Below are 17,753 nucleotides of genomic sequence, written 5' to 3'. Positions count from 1 at the left end.
CTCGCTCATGCCGATGGGCGGACGTTGTGCTTCGGTTCGTCAGGAGATGGGTTCGGCGCTTCCCCCGAACGTCGCGCGGTAGTCCCGCGGCCGGTGCCCGGTCAGGCGGGTGAAGACGGCGCTGAACGTCCCGGGGTCGCGATAGCCGACATCGGCGGCGATGCTGGCGACTGTCCGCTCAGTGGTCTCGAGCAGGTGTTTCGCCCTGCGCACCCGTTGCGCCTGCAGGTATCCGAGCGGGGTCTGGCCGGTCTCGCCGCGAAACCGCCGCAGGAGGGTTCGTGTGCTGACGTGGAACGTCGCGGAGAGCAGCCCGAGGTCGTAGCGCTCGCGCACGTTCTGGTCCAGCCAGCGTTTGACGCCTTGCGAGAACTGACTGCCGGTGGCCGGCAACAGCTCCGCGTCGACGTACGGAGCCTGGCTCGACCGCGCGTCGTCGACGAGCGCGACACGCGCGGTGGCGCGGGCGACGCGGCTGCCGTTGTGCTCGCGGATGAGGCCGAGGGCGAAGTCGTACATCGCGCTGAACGCGCCTGTCGTGGTCACCCCGCTGTCGGTGACCACGAGTTTCTCCGGTCTGACGTCGGTGCCAGGGCAACGGTCTGCCAGCCGGTCGGCGAACAGCCACGAGGTCGTCGACTCTCGCCCGTCAAGCAGGCCGGCGTCGGCCAGCAGGAACGCGCCGACACAGATCGACACCAGCGCGACTCCCGATTGCGAACTGGACCTGATGGTTTCGATCTCCGGCCCGAGCGACGTGAGCGTCGCGTCCAGGTCGAGCCCGGGGCACAGCTCGAACCCGGGTACGACGAGGACATCGACCTGCCGCACCGGCACGACTGTGATCGCCACGCCGCCGGAGGCGACCACGCGCCGCCGCGGCGACAGGATCGACACGTCGTACAGCGGATCCCTGGTCGCGTTGGCCGCGGCGATGTGCGAGGCCATCGTGAGGAGGTCGGGAACCCCGAAGACCTCCGACGCGAAGCATCCTGGATACGCGAGCAAACCGACACGAAGCGGGGCCACCATGGTGGCGAGATTACCCGGACATGTGGCGATCTCGCCCCTGGCCGGACCAGACACTCCCGCCCGACGATACGGCTATGGCGATCACTGAACCGCAAGCGGATGACGCTCTCGCGGACTTCTCGACGCGGCTTATCGACACCGAGGGCGTCAGCAAGACCGTCTACGTCGGCGGGTCCGGGCCGGCTGTCGTGCTGATGCCGGAGATGCCCGGCATCAGCCCAGACGTCGTCCGCCTGTCGCGCTGGATTCGAGACGCGGGATTCACGGTCTACCTTCCGTCGCTGTTCGGTATCGACGGCGCCTTCCCCAGCACCGCCGACGGGGAGAAGGTCGTCCGTCGTGCCTGCGTCAGCGCCGAGTTCCGCGCGTTCGCCGGTGGCGGCACAAGCCCGATCACGGCCTGGCTTCGGGGGTTGGCCAGGACGGCGCTGGCCGAGTGCGGCGGGCCCGGCGTGGGAGCGATCGGGCTGTGCTTCACCGGCAACTTCGCGCTCACCATGACACTCGAACCAGCCGTCATCGCGCCTGTGGTCAACCATCCCTCGCTGCCACTGGACGACCCCGCCGGACTGGAGATCAGCGACGAGGACGCCGCGATGGTGCGCAAGCGCATCCAGCGTGATGGACTGACGGTGCTCGCCTACCGTTTCGACAACGACCGGTGGTGCACCGGCCAACGGTTCGCCGCCTACCAGGCGCTCCTGGGCGACGCGTTCGACGGACGCGTCATCCCGGGCGAGACGGCCAACCCCGAGCCACCCCCGTTCTTCCGTGATGTCGTCGGCTGCCCCCACAGCGTCGTCACAGCCCATCTCGTCGACCAGCAGGGACACCCCACACTGCGCGCCAGAGACGAGATCCTGGCCTTCCTTGCCGAACGGCTCGGCCACGACGATCCGAGGGGGCATGAGGCGCATTGACGTACTCTAATGCCGCCGACCGCGCGCCCACCAGCCGCTACCGCCCGACTCTGCCGATGTGGGCGCAATCGCCCGGAGCCGGGGCCCCGGCCCGTACCGCTACGGCTCGCCGTCGCCGGCCCGGTCACAGGTCGGCGGCGGTCAGCCAGTCAGCGGAACGTGGCCGGTAGCCGTACCGGTTCATCAGTCCCTGCACGATGGCGGGCACATGGGCCGCACCGTAGACGACAGCGACCTCGATGTCCTCCCCGCTGCGCTCCTCGTTCATGACGACCTCACAGTCACAGAACCCGCCGAACTCTTCTCCGCCGATGGATCCGTCGGCCGATGCTGCGACACGGCGCACCGCCGCGGTGGCAGAGATCGAGTGAGCACGCAAGACCCGCTTATCCCATCCCGATCACCGCTGGGCCGCCTCCGGGCCGCCTGGGCCGTCGCCGGGCCGTCAAACGGTGCCCAACGACGACCAACATCGACCAGAGACGGCCAGCCGTTCACGCAGCTCAGGAGGGCCGGAATGGTACCGGCCAGGGGTGCGACGGACGTGTCGACCTGTACGCCGGGTTCTCTACCGCACCCCAACTCCCGAACTACCAAGATCTAGCGCATCCACCTATCGCAGCGCATAGTGGGCTGGTGACCATCGGCCCCGGACGATCGCCCGCCTCACCGGTCGAGCTGGCCCGGGCTCTCGCCGCCCAGGGCTACCTGGCCGACGAGGGGCTCGCGACCGCCGGCTTCCTGGCGATGCGGCTGGGCCGGCCACTGTTCCTGGAGGGCGAGGCCGGCGTCGGCAAGACCGCGTTCGCGCAGGCGCTCGCCGAGGCAACGGGCGCTCACTTCGTCCGGTTGCAGTGTTACGAGGGGCTCGCCGTCGCTCAGGCCCTGTACGACTGGGACTTTCCCCGCCAGATCCTGCACCTGCGGGCCATGGAGGCGCGCGGCGAGCGACCGGACGAAGCGAGCCTGTACGACCGGCGGTTCCTCATCGCTCGTCCTCTGTTGCAGGCCCTGGAGCAGAGCCCCTGCGTCCTGCTGGTCGACGAGATCGACCGGGCCGATGACGAGTTCGAGGCGTTCCTGCTCGAGGTGCTCGCCGAAGCGGCCATCACGATCCCCGAACTCGGCCGGATCACCGCTACCGAACCACCGCTCACCGTGCTCACCAGCAACCGCACCCGCGAGGTGCACGACGCCCTGAAGCGGCGCTGCCTGTACCACTGGGTCGAGCACCCCGACTTCGAGCGGGAGGTGACGATCCTGCGTACCCGGCTGCCGGAGATCACCGACCGGCTCGCCGCGCAGGTCGCCACGGCGACCGGCCGGATGCGCGGGCTCGATCTGATCAAACCGCCGGGGGTGGCCGAGTCGATCGACTGGGCGGCGGCGCTGTCGGCGCTGGGCGCCGACTCGCTCGATCCGGAGATCGCCGCGGCGACGCTCGGCGCGGTGCTGAAGTACCGCGAGGACGCGGACCGGGTACGCGCGACCGGCCTCGCCACGCTGCTGGACGCGTAGCCATGAGCACAAACCCCACCGGAGTGCTCGTCGGGTTCGCCCGTACGCTGCGCCATGCCGGCGTGGCGGCGGCGACGCCCGACCGGGTACAGACGATGGTCAGCGCCGTAGACATCCTCGGGATCGAGGATGTCTACTGGGCCGGCCGCCTCACGCTGTGCGGCCAACCCGACGACCTGCCCGTCTACGACGCCGCCTTCACCGCGTACTTCGGCGGTGAGAAACCCAGCGCGAAGCCGGCGGCAAGACCCGGTCCCCCACGGGTGGCCGTGCCGTTCGCGTCCGGACCACCCGGCGACGACACCGAGGCGGACGACGCGGAGCAGATTGTCGGGCTGTCCGCGAGCCAGGTCGAGGTGCTCCGGCACCGGGACGTGGCCGCGCTGTCCACGACCGAGCGCGCCGAGGTGCTCCGCCTGATCGACCTGCTCGCCCCGGCCACCGCGCCCCGGCGCAGCCGGCGGCACCGGCCGGCTCAGCGCGGCGCGATCGACGCGCACGGCACCGTACGCCACATCCTGCGAAACGCCGGCGAGCCGACGCGTCTGTTGCAAAAGCAACGCCGGACCAAGCCCCGTCGGCTGGTCCTGCTGCTCGACGTCTCCGGGTCGATGACCCCGTACGCGGAGACGCTGCTGCGCTTCGGGCACGCCGCGGTACGTCGCCGGCCGGCCGCGTGCGAGGTGTTCACCATCGGTACCCGGCTGACCTGGGTGACCCGCGCCCTGCGCCACCGCGACCCGGACTCCGCGCTGCGCGCCGCCGGCACCGCGATCCCGGACTGGCACGGCGGCACCCGCCTGGCCGATTCGCTGCGCGCCTTCCTGACCCGGTGGGGGCAGCGCGGAACGGCGCGCGGCGCGGTCGTCGTGGTGTGCAGTGACGGCTGGGAACGCGGTGACCCGAGCGCCCTCGCCGAACAGTTGCGGCGACTGTCACGACTGGCGTATCGATTGGTGTGGGTGAACCCACACCGGGGCAAGGCCGGGTACGCGCCGCTGGCGGGCGGGATGGCCGCCGCACTGCCGTACCTGGACGAGTTCGTGGCCGGGCACAGCCTGGGCGCCCTCGAGGAGTTGGTGGGAGTGATCGCGCGTGCGTGACGTCCTGGACGACCTGACCCGCTGGTGGGAGGCGGGTGAACCGGTCGGGATGGGTACGGTCGTGGGGACCTGGCGGTCGTCGCCCCGGCCGGCCGGCGCGGTGATGCTGGTCGGGCCGGACGGCTCGGCGGTGGGCAGCGTCTCCGGCGGCTGTGTCGAAGGTGCCGTGTACGACCTGGCCCAGGAGTCCGTCGCCGCCGGTACGCCGGTGCTGCAGCGGTACGGGGTCTCCGACGACGACGCGTTCGCGGTCGGGCTGACCTGCGGCGGCATCATCGACGTCTTCGTCGAGCGGGTCGACCGGGAGTCGTTCCCGGAGTTGGGTTCGGTGGCCGAGGCCATCCGGACCGGCAAGCCGGTCGCGGTCGTGACGTGTGTCAGCGCGGGCGACGACGATTCGGCTGACCGGCTGGGCCGGCGACTGATCGTGTGGACCGACCGGACCGAGGGCACGCTCGGCAGCGCCCGGCTGGACGACGCCGCGACCGACGACGCCCGCGGCATGCTCGCCGCCGGCCGTACCGGGCTGCTGCGGTACGGGTACGACGGGCAGCGCCGCGGCGACGACCTCACGCTCTTCGTCGCCGGCTACGCGCCGAAGCCGCGGATGATCGTGTTCGGGGCGATCGACTTCGCCGCCGCCGTGGCCCGCATCGGCGGCTTCCTCGGCTACCACGTCACCGTGTGCGACGCGCGACCGGTGTTCGCCACGAACCGCCGCTTCCCCGACGCCGACGAGGTCGTGGTGGACTGGCCGCACCGGTACCTGACGGCGCAGGTCGAGGCGGGGAAGATCGACGAGCGCACAGTGGTCTGCGTGCTCACCCACGACCCGAAGTTCGACGGGCCCGTGTTGGAGGTCGCGCTGCGGCTGCCGCTGGCGTACGTCGGCGCGATGGGCTCGCGGCGTACCCACGACGACCGGCTGGCGCGCCTGCGGGAGGCCGGCCTCACCGACGACGAGTTGGCGCGGCTCGCCTCCCCCGTCGGACTGGACCTCGGCGCGCGTACTCCGGAAGAGACCGCGGTCAGCATCGCCGCGGAGATCATCGCAGCGCGCTGGGGCGGCAGCGGTGAGCGGCTGAGCATCCTGGACGGCCGCATCCACCACGATTCGACCGACTGATTTCGATATGGGTCTTGCGGCGGACCGCGCGAAGATATTGGCTTAGGCCAGCGCGTAACGATCACCTTCGACGTCCGAGGCCGGCAGCGAAAGGAGGGCGCGCACGCGGCGATGGCGCCGAAGCGTGCGCGCTCCCTTACGCCCCTCGAACGGCGGGAGAGATCCGTTGACCAGGATCAGCCTCAGGGTCGACGGCGTTCGTTACGACGACGACGTCGAACCCCGTACCCTTCTCGTCCATCATCTGCGCGAACAGCTCGGCAAGGTCGGCACCGTCGTCGGCTGCGACACCAGCAACTGCGGCGCCTGCACCGTGCTGATGTCCGGCCCCGACGGCAAGCCGGTCGGTGTGAAGAGCTGTACCGTCCTCGCGGTCCAGGCCGACGGCCGGGACATCACGACCATCGAGGGCCTGTCCGGCCCGGACAACACGCTCCACCCGGTACAGCGGTCCTTCCACGAACGGCACGCCCTGCAGTGCGGGTACTGCACGCCCGGCATGATCATGGCAGCGGTCGACCTGCTCAGCGAGAACCCCGACCCCACCGACACCGAGATCCGCGAGGGCCTCGAGGGCAACCTGTGCCGGTGTACGGGCTACCAGAACATCGTGCGGGCCGTCCGGGACGCGGCAAGCGCCATCCGGTCCGGCGGCGAGTCCGCGGAGCCGGCGCCGCCCACTCCCGAGGCCGTCGACGCGGCTACCCCGGACGGCGGGCTGCCGCCCGATCGGGTACCCGAAGAAGCCGTCCCCCACCCGGTGCCTTAGAGGAGGTAACCGATGACCATTACCGAAGTCGGCTCGCCACGGCGCCGCAAGGAGGACGCCCGGCTGATCACCGGCCGCACAATGTGGACCGAGAACGTCGTCCTACCCGGCATGCTGCACCTGGCGATCCTGCGCTCGCCGGTGGCCCATGCGAAGATCACCCGGGTCGACACGAGCGCGGCGTTGAACGAGCCCGGCGTGGTCACGGCGTTCAGCGGCCGAGACGTCGCCGACGTCCAGGGCAGCCTGCCGTGCGCGTGGCCGGTGACCGAGGACATGGTGCACCCGGACCACCCGCCGCTCGCCGTTGACGAGGTACGCCACGTCGGCGAACCGGTCGCGGTCGTCGTGGCCCGGTCGCGGGCGGCGGCGCTCGACGCCCTCGCCGCCATCGACGTCGACTACGAGTCGCTGCCCGTGGTGCTCGACCTGGAGGCCGCGCTGACCGAGGATGCCGATCTGGTGCACTTGGACAAGGGCACCAACCGCTCGTACACCTGGATCTTCGACTCTGCCGAGGCCGGCAGCGGCGGCGCGGTCGGCGCCGCCTTCGACGGCGCCGAGGTCGTCATCAAGCGACGGTACCGGCAACAGCGGCTGATCCCGGCGTTCATGGAGCCGCGCAGCGTCGTCGTCGACCCGACCGGCGACCAGTACACAATCTGGTCCGCCACCCAGATCCCGCACATCCTGCGCTTCCTGGTGTCGGTCGTGACCGGAACCCCGGAGCACAAGGTCCGCGTGGTCGCCCCGGACGTCGGCGGCGGGTTCGGCGGGAAGCTGCAGGTCACGCCGGAGGAGCTGATCGCGTTCGTGGCCGCGAAGCGGCTGGGCAAGCCGGTCAAGTACACCGAGTCGCGATCGGACAGCCTGATGGCCGCCCACCACGGCCGCGACATGATCCAGGACGTCGAACTTGCCGCCCGCCGCGACGGCACGGTCCTCGGCCTGCGGGTGAAGCTGCTGGCCAACATGGGCGCCTACCTCGGGCTGGTCACGCCGGGCGTGCCGATCCTGGGAGCGTTCATGTACAACGCGATCTACAAGTTCCCGGCGTACCGGTTCGAGTGCACCGGGGTGTTCACCAACACCGTGTTCACCGACGCGTACCGGGGCGCCGGCCGGCCCGAGGCCACGTATGCGATCGAACGGATCATGGACGAGCTGGCCGTGGAGGTCGGCCTCGATCCGATCGAGGTACGGCGGCGCAACTGGATCAACGCCGACGAGTTCCCGTTCACCACGGTCGCCGGGCTGACCTACGACTCGGGTGACTACTCCGCCGCCACCGACAAGGCGCTGGAACTGCTCGGGTACGACGACCTCCGCCGGGAACAGGCGGCGCGGCGGGAGTCCGGCGATCCGGTACAGCTCGGCATCGGCGTCTCCACGTACACGGAGATGTGCGGCCTCGCGCCGTCCCGCGTGCTCGGCAGCCTGCGCTACGGCGCCGGCGGCTGGGAGACGGCGAGCATCCGGATGCTGCCCACCGGCAAGGTCGAGGTCATCACCGGCACGTCCCCGCACGGGCAGGGCCACGAGACGGCGTGGAGCCAGATCGTCGCCGACCAGTTGGGGGTGGCGTTCGATGACGTCGAAGTGCTGCACGGCGACACCCGTACCTCGCACAAGGGCCTGGACACCTACGGTTCACGGTCTCTCGCCGTGGGCGGGATCGCGCTGTACAACGCCTGCCAGAAGGTGATCGACAAGGCCAAGCCGATCGCCGCGCACGTGCTCGAATGCGACCCGGCCGACCTGGAGTTCGCCGGTGGCCAGTTCCGGGTGCGCGGCAACCCCGACGGCGGCAAAAGCCTCGCCGACTGCGCCCTCGCCGTCTTCGCCGCGCACGACCTGCCCGACGGGATCGAGCCGAACCTCGACGCCGACGCGGTCTACGACCCGGACAACTTCTCGTACCCGCACGGCACCCACCTGTGCGCGGTCGAGATCGACACGCAGACCGGGCGGGTGTCGATACGCAGGTACGTGGCCGTCGACGACGTGGGCCGGGTCATCAACCCGCTGATCGTGGAGGGCCAGGTGCACGGCGGCGTGGCTCAGGGCGTCGCCCAGGCCCTGTTCGAGGAGGCCGTCTACGACGACGACGGCAACCTGCTGTCGGGCACGTTCGTCGACTACACGCTGCCCAGCGCGGCCGACCTGACCGACATCGTGACCGACCGTACGGAGACCCCGGCGCCGGGACACCCGCTCGGCACCAAGGGCGTCGGCGAGGCCGGAACGATCGCCTCCACCCCGGCGGTGGTCAACGCGATCGTCGACGCGCTGCGCCCGTACGGGGTGCGGGATATTCCGATGCCCTGCACTCCGGAGCGGGTGTGGCGGGCTCTCAACGGAGGTGTCGCATGATCCCGGCAGCGGTGGACTACAGCTGTCCCTCCACAGTGGAAGAAGCGGTGCAGGCGCTCGGCGACGAGGACGCGAAGGTCCTCGCCGGCGGCCAGAGCCTCATCCCGATGCTGCGGCTACGGCTGGCGGCGCCGACCCTCCTGGTCGACCTGGACCGGATCTCCGACCTGCGCGGGGTCCGTTCCGATGGCGACCATCTGGTCATCGGCGCCATGACCACCCACGCCGCGGTGCTCGGCGATCCGCTGGTCAACCAGTACGCGCCGCTGCTGGCCCAGGCCACGGCGACCGTCGCCGACCGGCAGGTACGCCACCGGGGCACCCTCGGCGGCTCACTCGCCCACGCCGACCCCGCCGGCGATCTGCCCGCCGTCGTGGTCGCCCTGGACGCGTCGATGGAGGTCGCGGGTCCGGGCGGCCGGCGTGAGATCGCCGCGGCGGACTTCTTCGTCGACTACTTCACGCCGGCCTTGGAGCCCGGTGAGGTGCTCGTGTCCGTACGGGTACCGAAACGCGAGGGCTGGTCGACCCATTACGAGAAGTTCAATCGGATGGCCCAGGGCTGGGCCCTCGTCGGGGTCGCGGCGGCGGTACGCCGGGACAACGGCACCATCGCCGAGGCGCGGATCGCGCTGACCAACATGGGCAGCACCCCGGTCCGTGCCACCGCGGTGGAGTCAGCACTCACCGGGGCTGACGCGTCGCTCGAGGCGGTGCGGGCCGCGGCCGCGGCCGCGGCCGAAGGCACCCAGCCGAGTGGGGATCTGTCCGCATCCGCCGAGTACCGCAGCCACCTGGCTCGCGTGCTCACGGAGCGGGCGATCATGGCTGCGGTGGGGCAGGCTCATGCGGCTTGACCACAGCTTCACGGTTCCGGTGCCGGTCGAGAAGGCCTGGGAGGTCCTTCTCGACCTGCCCCGGATCGCGCCGTGCATGCCGGGCGCCACGCTCACCGGGGTGGACGGTGACACGTTCACCGGGACCGTCAAGGTCAAGCTCGGCCCGATCTCGCTGACGTACCAAGGGAAGGGCCGCTTCGCCGAACGCGACGAGGCGGGCCGCCGGGTCGTCATCGAGGCCAGCGGCAAGGACGCCAGATCGGCCGGTACCGCGGCCGCGACGGTGACCGCGGTGCTGGCGGCGGACGGCGACGCGACCCGGGTCGACGTCGGTACCGACCTGACCGTGACCGGGCGGCCGGCGCAGTTCGGCCGGGGCATGATCGCCGACGTCGGCGGGAAGCTCATCGGGCAGTTCGCCGACTGCCTCGCCCGCACGCTCGCCGAAGAACGGACGCCACCTGCCGCCGCCGAACCGGCCGCTACTGCCGAACCGGCGGCTGCCACTCTACCGGCCCCGGCGGCGCAACCAGCGCCCGTTCCGGCCGAGCCCATCGACCTGCTCAAGCTCACCGGCAGCACCGCGGCGGGGCGCCGGATGGCGGGGTACGCCGTCGGGCTGGTGGCGCTGGGGGCGCTCACGTGGGTGATCGTCCGCTGGCTGAGCAGTTAACGAATCGACAAGATCCGCGCAGTTTGGGCCAAGTTGCTGCTATTCCGCGACGGGAGGCCGCAGTTTTGCCCAAACTGCGCGGATCTTGCGCGCGACACCCGCACGGCGCGGGGCGCACGATCTCCTACGACCGGCCCGTCCAGCGCGGCTCGAACTGCCACCACGCGGCCTCCCACTGGGCCATCCGGCGTACGTCGAGAGCCCTGTGCACGAGCACGTGGATGACCCCGGCGAGGCCGACCGCTCCGACCCCGGCGAGGATCGCGGCCGCGACGGCGTTGATGTAGGTCTGCACCCGCTGCTGCGGCGGGTCCGTCAGGTCGCCGCGGCTGTCCGTCCACACCGGCATCCACTGGCCCGCCCGGGCGCGCTCGTCGGCCAGGACGTTGCCGCGATGCTCCCGACCGTCGGCGCCCGTCCAGCGCGCCGACGTACGCACCCCGGTGCTCGTTCCGCTCCGCATGGGCGCGGCCCCGCGGTGCGCGGGTGGGTTATCGGCGGTCGTGTCGGAGCCGGGATCGGCCAACAGCACCGCCTCCGCTCGGTACCGCTGCGCCCGCTCGACCTGTTCGGTGTGCACGCCGGCGGAGTACGCCGCCCGCCCGGTCAACCAGATGGTGGCCGGCACGACGACCATGAACGCGACGACGAGCGCGACGGTGATCCACGCTTCGACACGATCGATGGTCCGGCGCAGCGGGTTGTGATCCAGACCAATGCTCCGCATAATTCGGGCAGCCAGCGACATGACGATCTCCAGGGGTATGCCGCACCTAGGCAGCGTCTACCCAGATTCGCGGACCCGATACCCCGGGTTCACCGTCAGGGAAACAGCGAGGGACCTTCGCGCTGCTCGACGTCGATCACGTGGATCACCGCGTTGATCAGGGCCAGGTGGGTGAACGCCTGCGGGAAGTTGCCGAGGTGGCGGCCGCTTCGCGGGTCGATCTCCTCGGCGTACAGTCCCAGCGGGCCGGCGAACGACAGCAGTTTCTGGCACAGCCGCCGGGCCCGCACGTGCTCCCCGATCAGGGTGAACGCGGACACCAGCCAGAACGAGCAGATCGTGAACGTACCCTCCTCGGTCACGTCCTCGAACCCCTCGTCGGTCTTCCCCGGCTGGTAACGCAGCACCATCTCGTCGACGCTGAGCTCGTCGGCGACCGCCATGACGGTGGCCCGCACCCGTGGATCGTCCGGGGGCAGGAACCCCATCAGCGGAATGAGAAGGACCGAGGCGTCCAGGGCGTCGGTGTCGTAGTGGGCGGTGAAGACGCCGCGTTCGTCGACGGCGTGGGCGCAGATGTCCGCGTGGATCTCGTTCGCGACCTTCCGCCAGCGCGCGGCGAGCACGAGATCCCCGCGGATGCGGGCCAGGCGTACGCCGCGGTCGACCGCCACCCAGCACATGACCTTCGAGGAGGTGAAGTGCTTGGGCTCGCCCCGGATCTCCCAGATACCGCGGTCGGGCTCCTTCCAGTGCGTGATCGCGTTCTCCACCTGCCGTTTGAGGATCCGCCAGATCCGCTCGTCGAGCCGGTCGCGAGACTTGGTGTGCAGGTAGACGGCGTCGAGCACCGCGCCCCACACGTCGTTCTGGCGGTGCTGGTACGCGGCGTTGCCGATCCGGACCGGGCGGGCCCCCTCGTAGCCACTCAGGTGGTCCAGGATCTCCTCGTCGAGGTCCCGCTCGCCGCCGACCCCGTACATGATCTGAAGGTCGAGGTCCCGCTCTGCCACGTCGGCGATGAAGTAGAAGAAGTCGTTGGCCTCCCATTCGAAGCCCAGGGTGTACAGGCCCCACAGGGCCCACGAGGCGTCCCGGATCCAGCTGTACCGGTAGTCCCAGTTGCGCTCACCGCCCGGCGTCTCGGGAAGCGAGGTGGTCGCCGCGGCGGCGAGGGCCCCGGTGGGCGCGAAGGTGAGCCCCTTGAGGGTGAGCGCGCTGCGCTCGAGATAGTTGCGGAAGCGGTGGTCGGGGAAGTTGCCGCGGGCCAGCCAGTGCTGCCAGTGGTGCGCGGTCCAGGTCAGCCGCGCCTGCGCCTCGCCGTACGTGTACGGCGGCGGATGTTCGGTCCAGGTCAGCGCGCAGAACCGGGTGTCGCCCTCCTTGAGCAGCGTGCGCGCGGTGGCCCGGCCGCCCTCGAACCCGATGCGCATGTCCGTGGTCAACGCCAGTTCCAGATCGGTCCCGGCGGCGCGGGCGACGCCCTGGTGGTAGACGTGGTTCGTGTACGCCCACCGTGCCCCGCGCCGGCCGTAGTCGAACACCGGCTCGCACTCCAGCGTCACCTGCACCTCGCCGGTCACGCAGCGGACCGTGCGCAGCAGCACGTGGTCGGCGTCGTAGTCGGTGGGGGCCCGGCGGTGGGTGTGGGACAGCTCCTCCTCGTGGTGCCACGGCCCCATGAGCAGCACGTCCCGCACGATGATCCAACCGGTCGGGGTACCCCAGCTCGTCTCCAGCACGCTCGTACCGGGCAGGTACCGGCGGTCGGCCGGCACCACGATGTCCGCCGGGCCCAACCGGAACCCGCCGGCGTCCCGGTCCAGCATCGCGGCGAACACGCTCGGCGAGTCGATCCGCGGTACGCACAGCCACTCGACGTTTCCACTCGGCGCGACGAGGGCGGTCGTCTCGCAGTCGGACAGGAAGCCATAGTCCTCGATCGGGGGGAACGGGGACTGCAACCCGGTTTCACGGCGGGCAAAGGGTAGGGGTGCGATCAGTTCGTCTACTGCGGCGTCGTACACGCGCTTCCCCCCGGCGACCGCACTGCCTTTCCGCTGTTCAGACAGGACCTCACCATTTCTGCGGTGCCGAAACGTCCTGCGTCAACGTGCGGCCCGCGCACCGCGCGGGTCCACGATCAAGCGGTGAAGCGGTACCCGATACCGGGTTCGGTGATGAGGTAGCGCGGTCGGGCCGGGTCGGGCTCGAGCTTGCGGCGCAGGTTGGCGAAGTGCACCCGCAGGTAGTTGGCCTCGGTCTCGTAGTGCGGTCCCCAGACCTCGCGGAGCAACTGCTTCTGGGTGACGAGCTTGTCCGGGTGGCGGGCGATGATCTCGAGCAGGTGCCACTCGGTGGGGGTCAGCCGGATCGTGCCCGCCGGGCCGATGACCCGTTTGGCCGCCAGGTCGATGGTGAACGCGGCGGTGGTTATCACGGGTGCTTCGATACCGGGCGCGCTGCGGCGCAGCGCCGCGCGTACCCGGGCGAGGAGTTCGTCCATGCCGAACGGCTTCATGACGTAGTCGTCGGCGCCGGCGTCGAGCGCGGCGACCTTCGCGGATTCTGCGTGCCGGGCGGACAGCACGATGATCGGAACAGTCGTCCAGCCCCGGAGACCCTCCACGACCCGGATGCCGTCCATGTCGGGCAGCCCGAGATCGACAATGGCCAGCGCGGGTGGTTGGCGGCTGGCCGTGGCCAGGCCGGTGGCGGCGTCGGCGGCGGTGTGTACCTCGTAGCCGCGGGCGCTGAGGTTGACCCGCAGGGCCCGTAACAGGCCCTGGTCGTCGTCGACGAGCAGGATGCGGGTCATCGCGCCTCCGGGAGGGTGACGGTCATCGTGAGGCCACCGCCCGGGGTGTCGGACGGGGTCAGGGTGCCGTGCATCGCCTCGGTGAAGCCCCGGGCGATGGCCAGCCCGAGCCCGAGCCCCATGCTGGAGCTGTCGTCCAGGCGCTGGAACGGGGTGAAGACCCGCTCGCGGTCGGGTGCCGGCAGGCCGGGGCCGTGGTCGATCACCTCCAGCCGGAGCTGGTGGTCCGCGGCGCGGCCGCGCAGTTGAATCGGGGTACCTCCGGGGCTCGCGGTGACGGCGTTGGCCAGCAGGTTGGCCACGACGCGTTGCAGCAGCCCGGGATCTGCCACCGCCAACGGCAGGTCATCCGGTACGTCCACCTCGACCTGGTCGTGCCCGGGGACATGCAGCACCGCCTCGGCCACGACGGCGTCGAGGGCCACCGGCCGCGGATCGGCCGACAGCACCCCGGCCCGCAGCCGGCTCAGCGACAGCAGATTCTCCACGAGGTCGACGAGGTGGTTGGTGGACTCCTCGACGGTGGCCAACAGCTGGGCCTGGTCGTCGGGGGCCCAGGTCACGTCCGGTTGCCGCAGGCTGGACACCGCGGCCTTGATACCGGCCAAGGGTGTGCGCAGGTCGTGGCCGACCGCGTCGAGTAGCGCTGAGCGCAGCCGGTCGACCTCGGCCAGTTGCCTGGCCCGGGCGGCCACATCGACGGCGAGCGCGACGGTGGCCGCGACGAGCACGTACACGACCAGGACGATGACGTTGCCGGGGCTCTCCACCGCGAGGGTGCGGTACGGCGGGACGAAGCAGAAGTTGAGCAGCAGATCGGCGGCGACTGCGGTCACCAACGCCGGCCACACGCCGCCGGCAACCGCGGCCGCCACGACCGGAACCAGGTAGAGCATGGTCACGCCGGCCAGGGACAGGCCACCGCGCATCGGAAGCAGCGCGGCGGTGACGCCGACGAGGCCGACGATCGCGACCGCGCCGCCCAACCATCCCCGCCGCACCATCCGGTGAACGCGGATACCGCCGCCGTCTCCATGCACGTTCGCATTGTCCATCCGCGAGATCCGTGCTGGGCGGTGGCCTACGGCTGGAACCGGTACGTCGTCGACGACGAGGATGCGGCTCACCGGCGGGCTCCGTCCAGGCAGGCGGCCCGATGAGCGCGCAGGCTCAGCGTCATGGTCAGGCCACCGCCGGGGGTGGTCTCCGGCAGGAGGCTGCCGCCCATGGCTTCGGCGAGCCCCCGGGACAGGGCGAGGCCGAGACCCACTCCGGTCCCGTTGTCCCGGTCGCCCAGGCGTTGGAAGGGCAGGAAGACCCTTTCCCGCTCGGTCACCGGAAGGCCGGGACCGTGGTCGATGATGCGCGCCTCCACCTGGCCGCCGTGCTCGCTGACCGTGATCAGCGGGGGCCGGCCGGCCGGGCTGTAGCGCAGCGCGTTCGAGATCAGGTTGACCAGGACCCGTTCGAGCAGGGCCGGGTCGACGTACACCTCGGACACCTCCTCGGCGACCTGCACGCGTACGTCGCGGGCGGCCTCGCCCAGATCGTCGATCGCCCGGGGGATCACCTCGGCGACGCTGATGAGGTGCAGGTGCATTACCAGCGCACCGGCCTGCAGCCGGCTCATGTCGAGCACGTTCTCCACCAGTCGCGCCAGCCGCTGCATGGACTCCTCGGCGGTCGCGAGCAGTTCGTCCCGGTCGGCGGCGCTGAACGCGACATCGGGGCTGCGCAGGCTGGTGACCGCGGCGGTGGCGGACGCGAGCGGGGTACGCAGGTCGTGGCTGACCGCGCTGAGCAGGGCCGTCCGCATCCGGTCCACCTCGGCGAGGGAACCGACGGCGGCGGCCTGCTCGGTCAGCCGCTCCTGGCGCAGCGCGACCGCGGCCTGGGCGGCGAACGCCTCGACCACCCGCTGGTCGGCCGCGTGCAGCGGCCGCCCGCGCAGGACGAGCGTCAGGTCGTCGCCGATGGACACCGCGACGTCGCCGTCGGACGGGGCGGTACTGGGCGTTCCCCCTACCGAGGCGGCGATGCGCCAGGCATGCGGGGAGCGGCGACGTTCGGCACCGGGCGCGACATCGGGTCTGCGCTCCAGGAGGGTCACGGCTGCGAGGCCGAACGTCTCGCGGACCTGTTCGAGGAGGGCCGGCAGAGGGCGCTCTCCGCGCAGCACGCTGCCGGCGAGGGTGGACAGCGTCTCGGCCTCGGCGCGCGCCCGCGCCGCCTCGCCGGTACGCCTGGCGGCCAGATCCACCACCGCGCTGACCGCCACAGCGACCAGCAGGAAGACGCCCAACGCGAGGATGTTCTCGCCCTCGGCGACGGTCAACTGGTGGATGGGCGGAGTGAAGTACCAGTTGAGTAGGAGGAAGCCGGCGACCGCCGCGAACAGCGCCGGGTACAGCCCGCCGACCAGCGCCACGCCGACCACCGCGACCAGGTACAGCAGGATGTTGTTGGGCAGCGAGAAGTGTTCCCGGGCCTGCGTCAACGCCACGGTCAGCAGCGGCAGTCCGACCGCCGCTGACACCAACCCGGCCAGTCGGCGCGCCGCCGGTAACCCTCGGGCGGGGCTCACCCGCCGCCGGCCACGATTGACCTCCTCGTGGGTGACGAGGTGTACGTCGATCGAGCCCGACTCGGCCGTGGTGGTGACCCCGACCCCGGGCGCGAAGATCTGCGCGAGCCGGCCGCGTCGGCTCGCGCCGAGGACGAGCTGGGTGGCGTTGACCCCGCGGGCGAACTCCAGCAGCGCGGTGGGGACGTTGGTGCCGACGACCTGGTGATAGGTGCCGCCCAGGCTCTCGACCAGGACCCGCTGGCGGGCCAGGATCGCGGGGTCGCCGCCGGCGAGGCCGTCGCTGCGCGCCACGTGCACCGCCATCAGGTCGGCCCCCTTCGTACGGGCGGCGATGCGTCCGGCCCGCCGGATCAGCGTCTCGCCCTCGGGGCCCCCGGTCAGCGCGACCACGACCCGTTCACGCGTCTCCCAGGTCGTGGTGATGTGGTGGTCGGCGCGGTAGCGGTCGAGCTGCTCGTCGACCTTGCCGGCGACCCAGAACAGCGCCAGTTCGCGCAGTGCCGTGAGGTTACCCAGCCGGAAGTAGTTGCCCAGCGCAGCATCGATCTTCTCCGGCGGATAGACGTTGCCGTGCTCCATCCGTTTGCGGAGCGCCTCGGGGGCCATGTCGACCAGCTCGATCTGCTCGGCCCGCCGCACGATCTCGTCGGGTACGGTCTCGCGCTGGATCACGCCGGTGACCTTCTCGACGACGTCGTTGAGGGACTCCAGGTGCTGGATGTTGACCGTGGTAATCACGTCGATGCCGGCGTCGAGCAGCTGCTCGATGTCCTGCCAGCGCTTGACGTTGCCGCTGCCGGGCACGTTGGTGTGGGCCAGCTCGTCCACCAGCGCCACCCGGGGGCGGCGGGCCAGGACCGCGGCCAGATCCATCTCGGTGAACGAGGCGCCGCGATAGCTCATCTGCTTACGCGGCACGACCTCCAGACCTGCCAGGAGGGCTTCGGTCAAGCGCCGGCCATGGCACTCGGCGAAGCCGACCAACACGTCGGTACCCCGGTCGCGCCGCCGGCGGCCCTCCTCCAGCATCCGGTACGTTTTGCCCACCCCAGGGGCAGCCCCGAGGTACACGCGCAGTTGTCCCCGCGTCGCCACCGATGCCTCCTCTCCTCGGGGCTACCCGGTCAGCTACCGATCAACTCGCAGCGGGGATTGGCACCCCTCCGGCGGTCAAGGCCGTGAAAAGGCGTTAAAAGGCGTTAAAAGGACCCACGGATTGCCCGCGCGAGGTGCCCGTCGCAGGCCTCGACCAGGCCTTCTCTACAACG

At 70.9% G+C, this 17,753-nt stretch carries 15 protein-coding genes; 8 read left to right on the top strand and 7 right to left on the bottom strand.

Annotated features, from left to right (window positions below; genetic code table 11):
* Positions 1 to 39: 39 nt before the first annotated feature.
* Positions 40 to 1,032 (bottom strand): GlxA family transcriptional regulator, encoded by a 993-nt coding sequence (locus tag HC028_RS11805; protein WP_168076393.1) that lies wholly within the window; start codon positions 1,030 to 1,032, stop codon positions 40 to 42.
* Positions 1,033 to 1,106: 74 nt separating this feature from the next.
* Here HC028_RS11805 and HC028_RS11800 point away from each other — a divergent pair, with 74 nt between their 5' ends.
* Positions 1,107 to 1,952, top strand: coding sequence for a dienelactone hydrolase family protein (locus HC028_RS11800; RefSeq protein ID WP_168076392.1), 846 nt, complete (start codon positions 1,107 to 1,109; stop codon positions 1,950 to 1,952).
* 124 nt (positions 1,953 to 2,076) lie between these two features.
* On the opposite strand, the gene HC028_RS11795 is transcribed toward HC028_RS11800, so the two are convergent.
* A complete protein-coding gene (locus HC028_RS11795; RefSeq protein WP_168075986.1) occupies positions 2,077 to 2,220 on the bottom strand; it encodes a hypothetical protein in 144 nt (47 codons plus the stop codon).
* 368 nt (positions 2,221 to 2,588) lie between these two features.
* On the opposite strand from HC028_RS11795, the gene HC028_RS27050 reads away from it, so the two are divergent.
* The 7 genes from HC028_RS27050 (at position 2,589) to HC028_RS11760 (ending at position 10,353) form a co-directional block, all read left to right on the top strand.
* Positions 2,589 to 3,470 (top strand): AAA family ATPase, encoded by an 882-nt coding sequence (locus HC028_RS27050; protein WP_239075231.1) that lies wholly within the window; start codon positions 2,589 to 2,591, stop codon positions 3,468 to 3,470.
* 2 nt (positions 3,471 to 3,472) lie between these two features.
* Complete coding sequence (locus HC028_RS11785) at positions 3,473 to 4,573, top strand: vWA domain-containing protein (protein ID WP_168076390.1); 1,101 nt, start codon at positions 3,473 to 3,475, stop codon at positions 4,571 to 4,573.
* Positions 4,566 to 5,699, top strand: coding sequence for an XdhC family protein (locus HC028_RS11780; RefSeq protein ID WP_168076389.1), 1,134 nt, complete (start codon positions 4,566 to 4,568; stop codon positions 5,697 to 5,699). The genes HC028_RS11785 and HC028_RS11780 overlap by 8 nt, the downstream gene beginning before the upstream one ends.
* A gap of 166 nt (positions 5,700 to 5,865) precedes the next feature.
* Complete coding sequence (locus HC028_RS11775; RefSeq protein ID WP_168076388.1) at positions 5,866 to 6,468, top strand: (2Fe-2S)-binding protein; 603 nt, start codon at positions 5,866 to 5,868, stop codon at positions 6,466 to 6,468.
* Positions 6,469 to 6,480: 12 nt separating this feature from the next.
* Positions 6,481 to 8,841 carry a xanthine dehydrogenase family protein molybdopterin-binding subunit gene (locus HC028_RS11770; protein ID WP_168076387.1) on the top strand — a complete coding sequence of 787 codons (2,361 nt, stop codon included), beginning with the start codon at positions 6,481 to 6,483 and terminating at the stop codon, positions 8,839 to 8,841.
* Positions 8,838 to 9,698, top strand: a complete 861-nt coding sequence (locus HC028_RS11765; protein ID WP_168076386.1) for an FAD binding domain-containing protein — start codon at positions 8,838 to 8,840, stop codon at positions 9,696 to 9,698. Before HC028_RS11770 ends, HC028_RS11765 begins: the two co-directional genes overlap by 4 nt.
* Positions 9,688 to 10,353 carry an SRPBCC family protein gene (locus tag HC028_RS11760; protein ID WP_168076384.1) on the top strand — a complete coding sequence of 222 codons (666 nt, stop codon included), beginning with the start codon at positions 9,688 to 9,690 and terminating at the stop codon, positions 10,351 to 10,353. Before HC028_RS11765 ends, HC028_RS11760 begins: the two co-directional genes overlap by 11 nt.
* 124 nt (positions 10,354 to 10,477) lie before the next feature.
* Here the strand turns inward: HC028_RS11760 and HC028_RS11755 are convergent, their stop codons facing one another.
* The 5 genes from HC028_RS11755 to HC028_RS11735 form a co-directional block, all read right to left on the bottom strand.
* Positions 10,478 to 11,080, bottom strand: a complete 603-nt coding sequence (locus tag HC028_RS11755) for an Rv1733c family protein (RefSeq protein WP_168076382.1) — start codon at positions 11,078 to 11,080, stop codon at positions 10,478 to 10,480.
* A 95-nt stretch (positions 11,081 to 11,175) separates the two neighbouring features.
* Entirely contained in the window at positions 11,176 to 13,044 is a 1,869-nt protein-coding gene (locus tag HC028_RS11750) for a glycoside hydrolase family 15 protein (protein ID WP_203981117.1), read from the bottom strand.
* Between the two features lie 179 nt (positions 13,045 to 13,223).
* Entirely contained in the window at positions 13,224 to 13,898 is a 675-nt protein-coding gene (locus tag HC028_RS11745; protein WP_168076381.1) for a response regulator, read from the bottom strand.
* Entirely contained in the window at positions 13,895 to 15,025 is a 1,131-nt protein-coding gene (locus HC028_RS11740; protein WP_239075230.1) for a sensor histidine kinase, read from the bottom strand. Before HC028_RS11740 ends, HC028_RS11745 begins: the two co-directional genes overlap by 4 nt.
* Positions 15,022 to 17,580: a sensor histidine kinase gene (locus HC028_RS11735; RefSeq protein WP_239075229.1), complete on the bottom strand. Its 2,559-nt coding sequence runs from the start codon at positions 17,578 to 17,580 to the stop codon at positions 15,022 to 15,024. The genes HC028_RS11740 and HC028_RS11735 overlap by 4 nt, the downstream gene beginning before the upstream one ends.
* Between the last annotated feature and the right edge of the window lie 173 nt (positions 17,581 to 17,753).

This window comes from Planosporangium flavigriseum, from assembly GCF_011947225.1.
Taxonomy (GTDB): Bacteria; Actinomycetota; Actinomycetes; order Mycobacteriales; family Micromonosporaceae; genus Planosporangium; species Planosporangium flavigriseum.
Note: the sequence above shows the minus strand (reverse complement) of the source record. Positions and strands in the feature narration are given on the sequence as shown.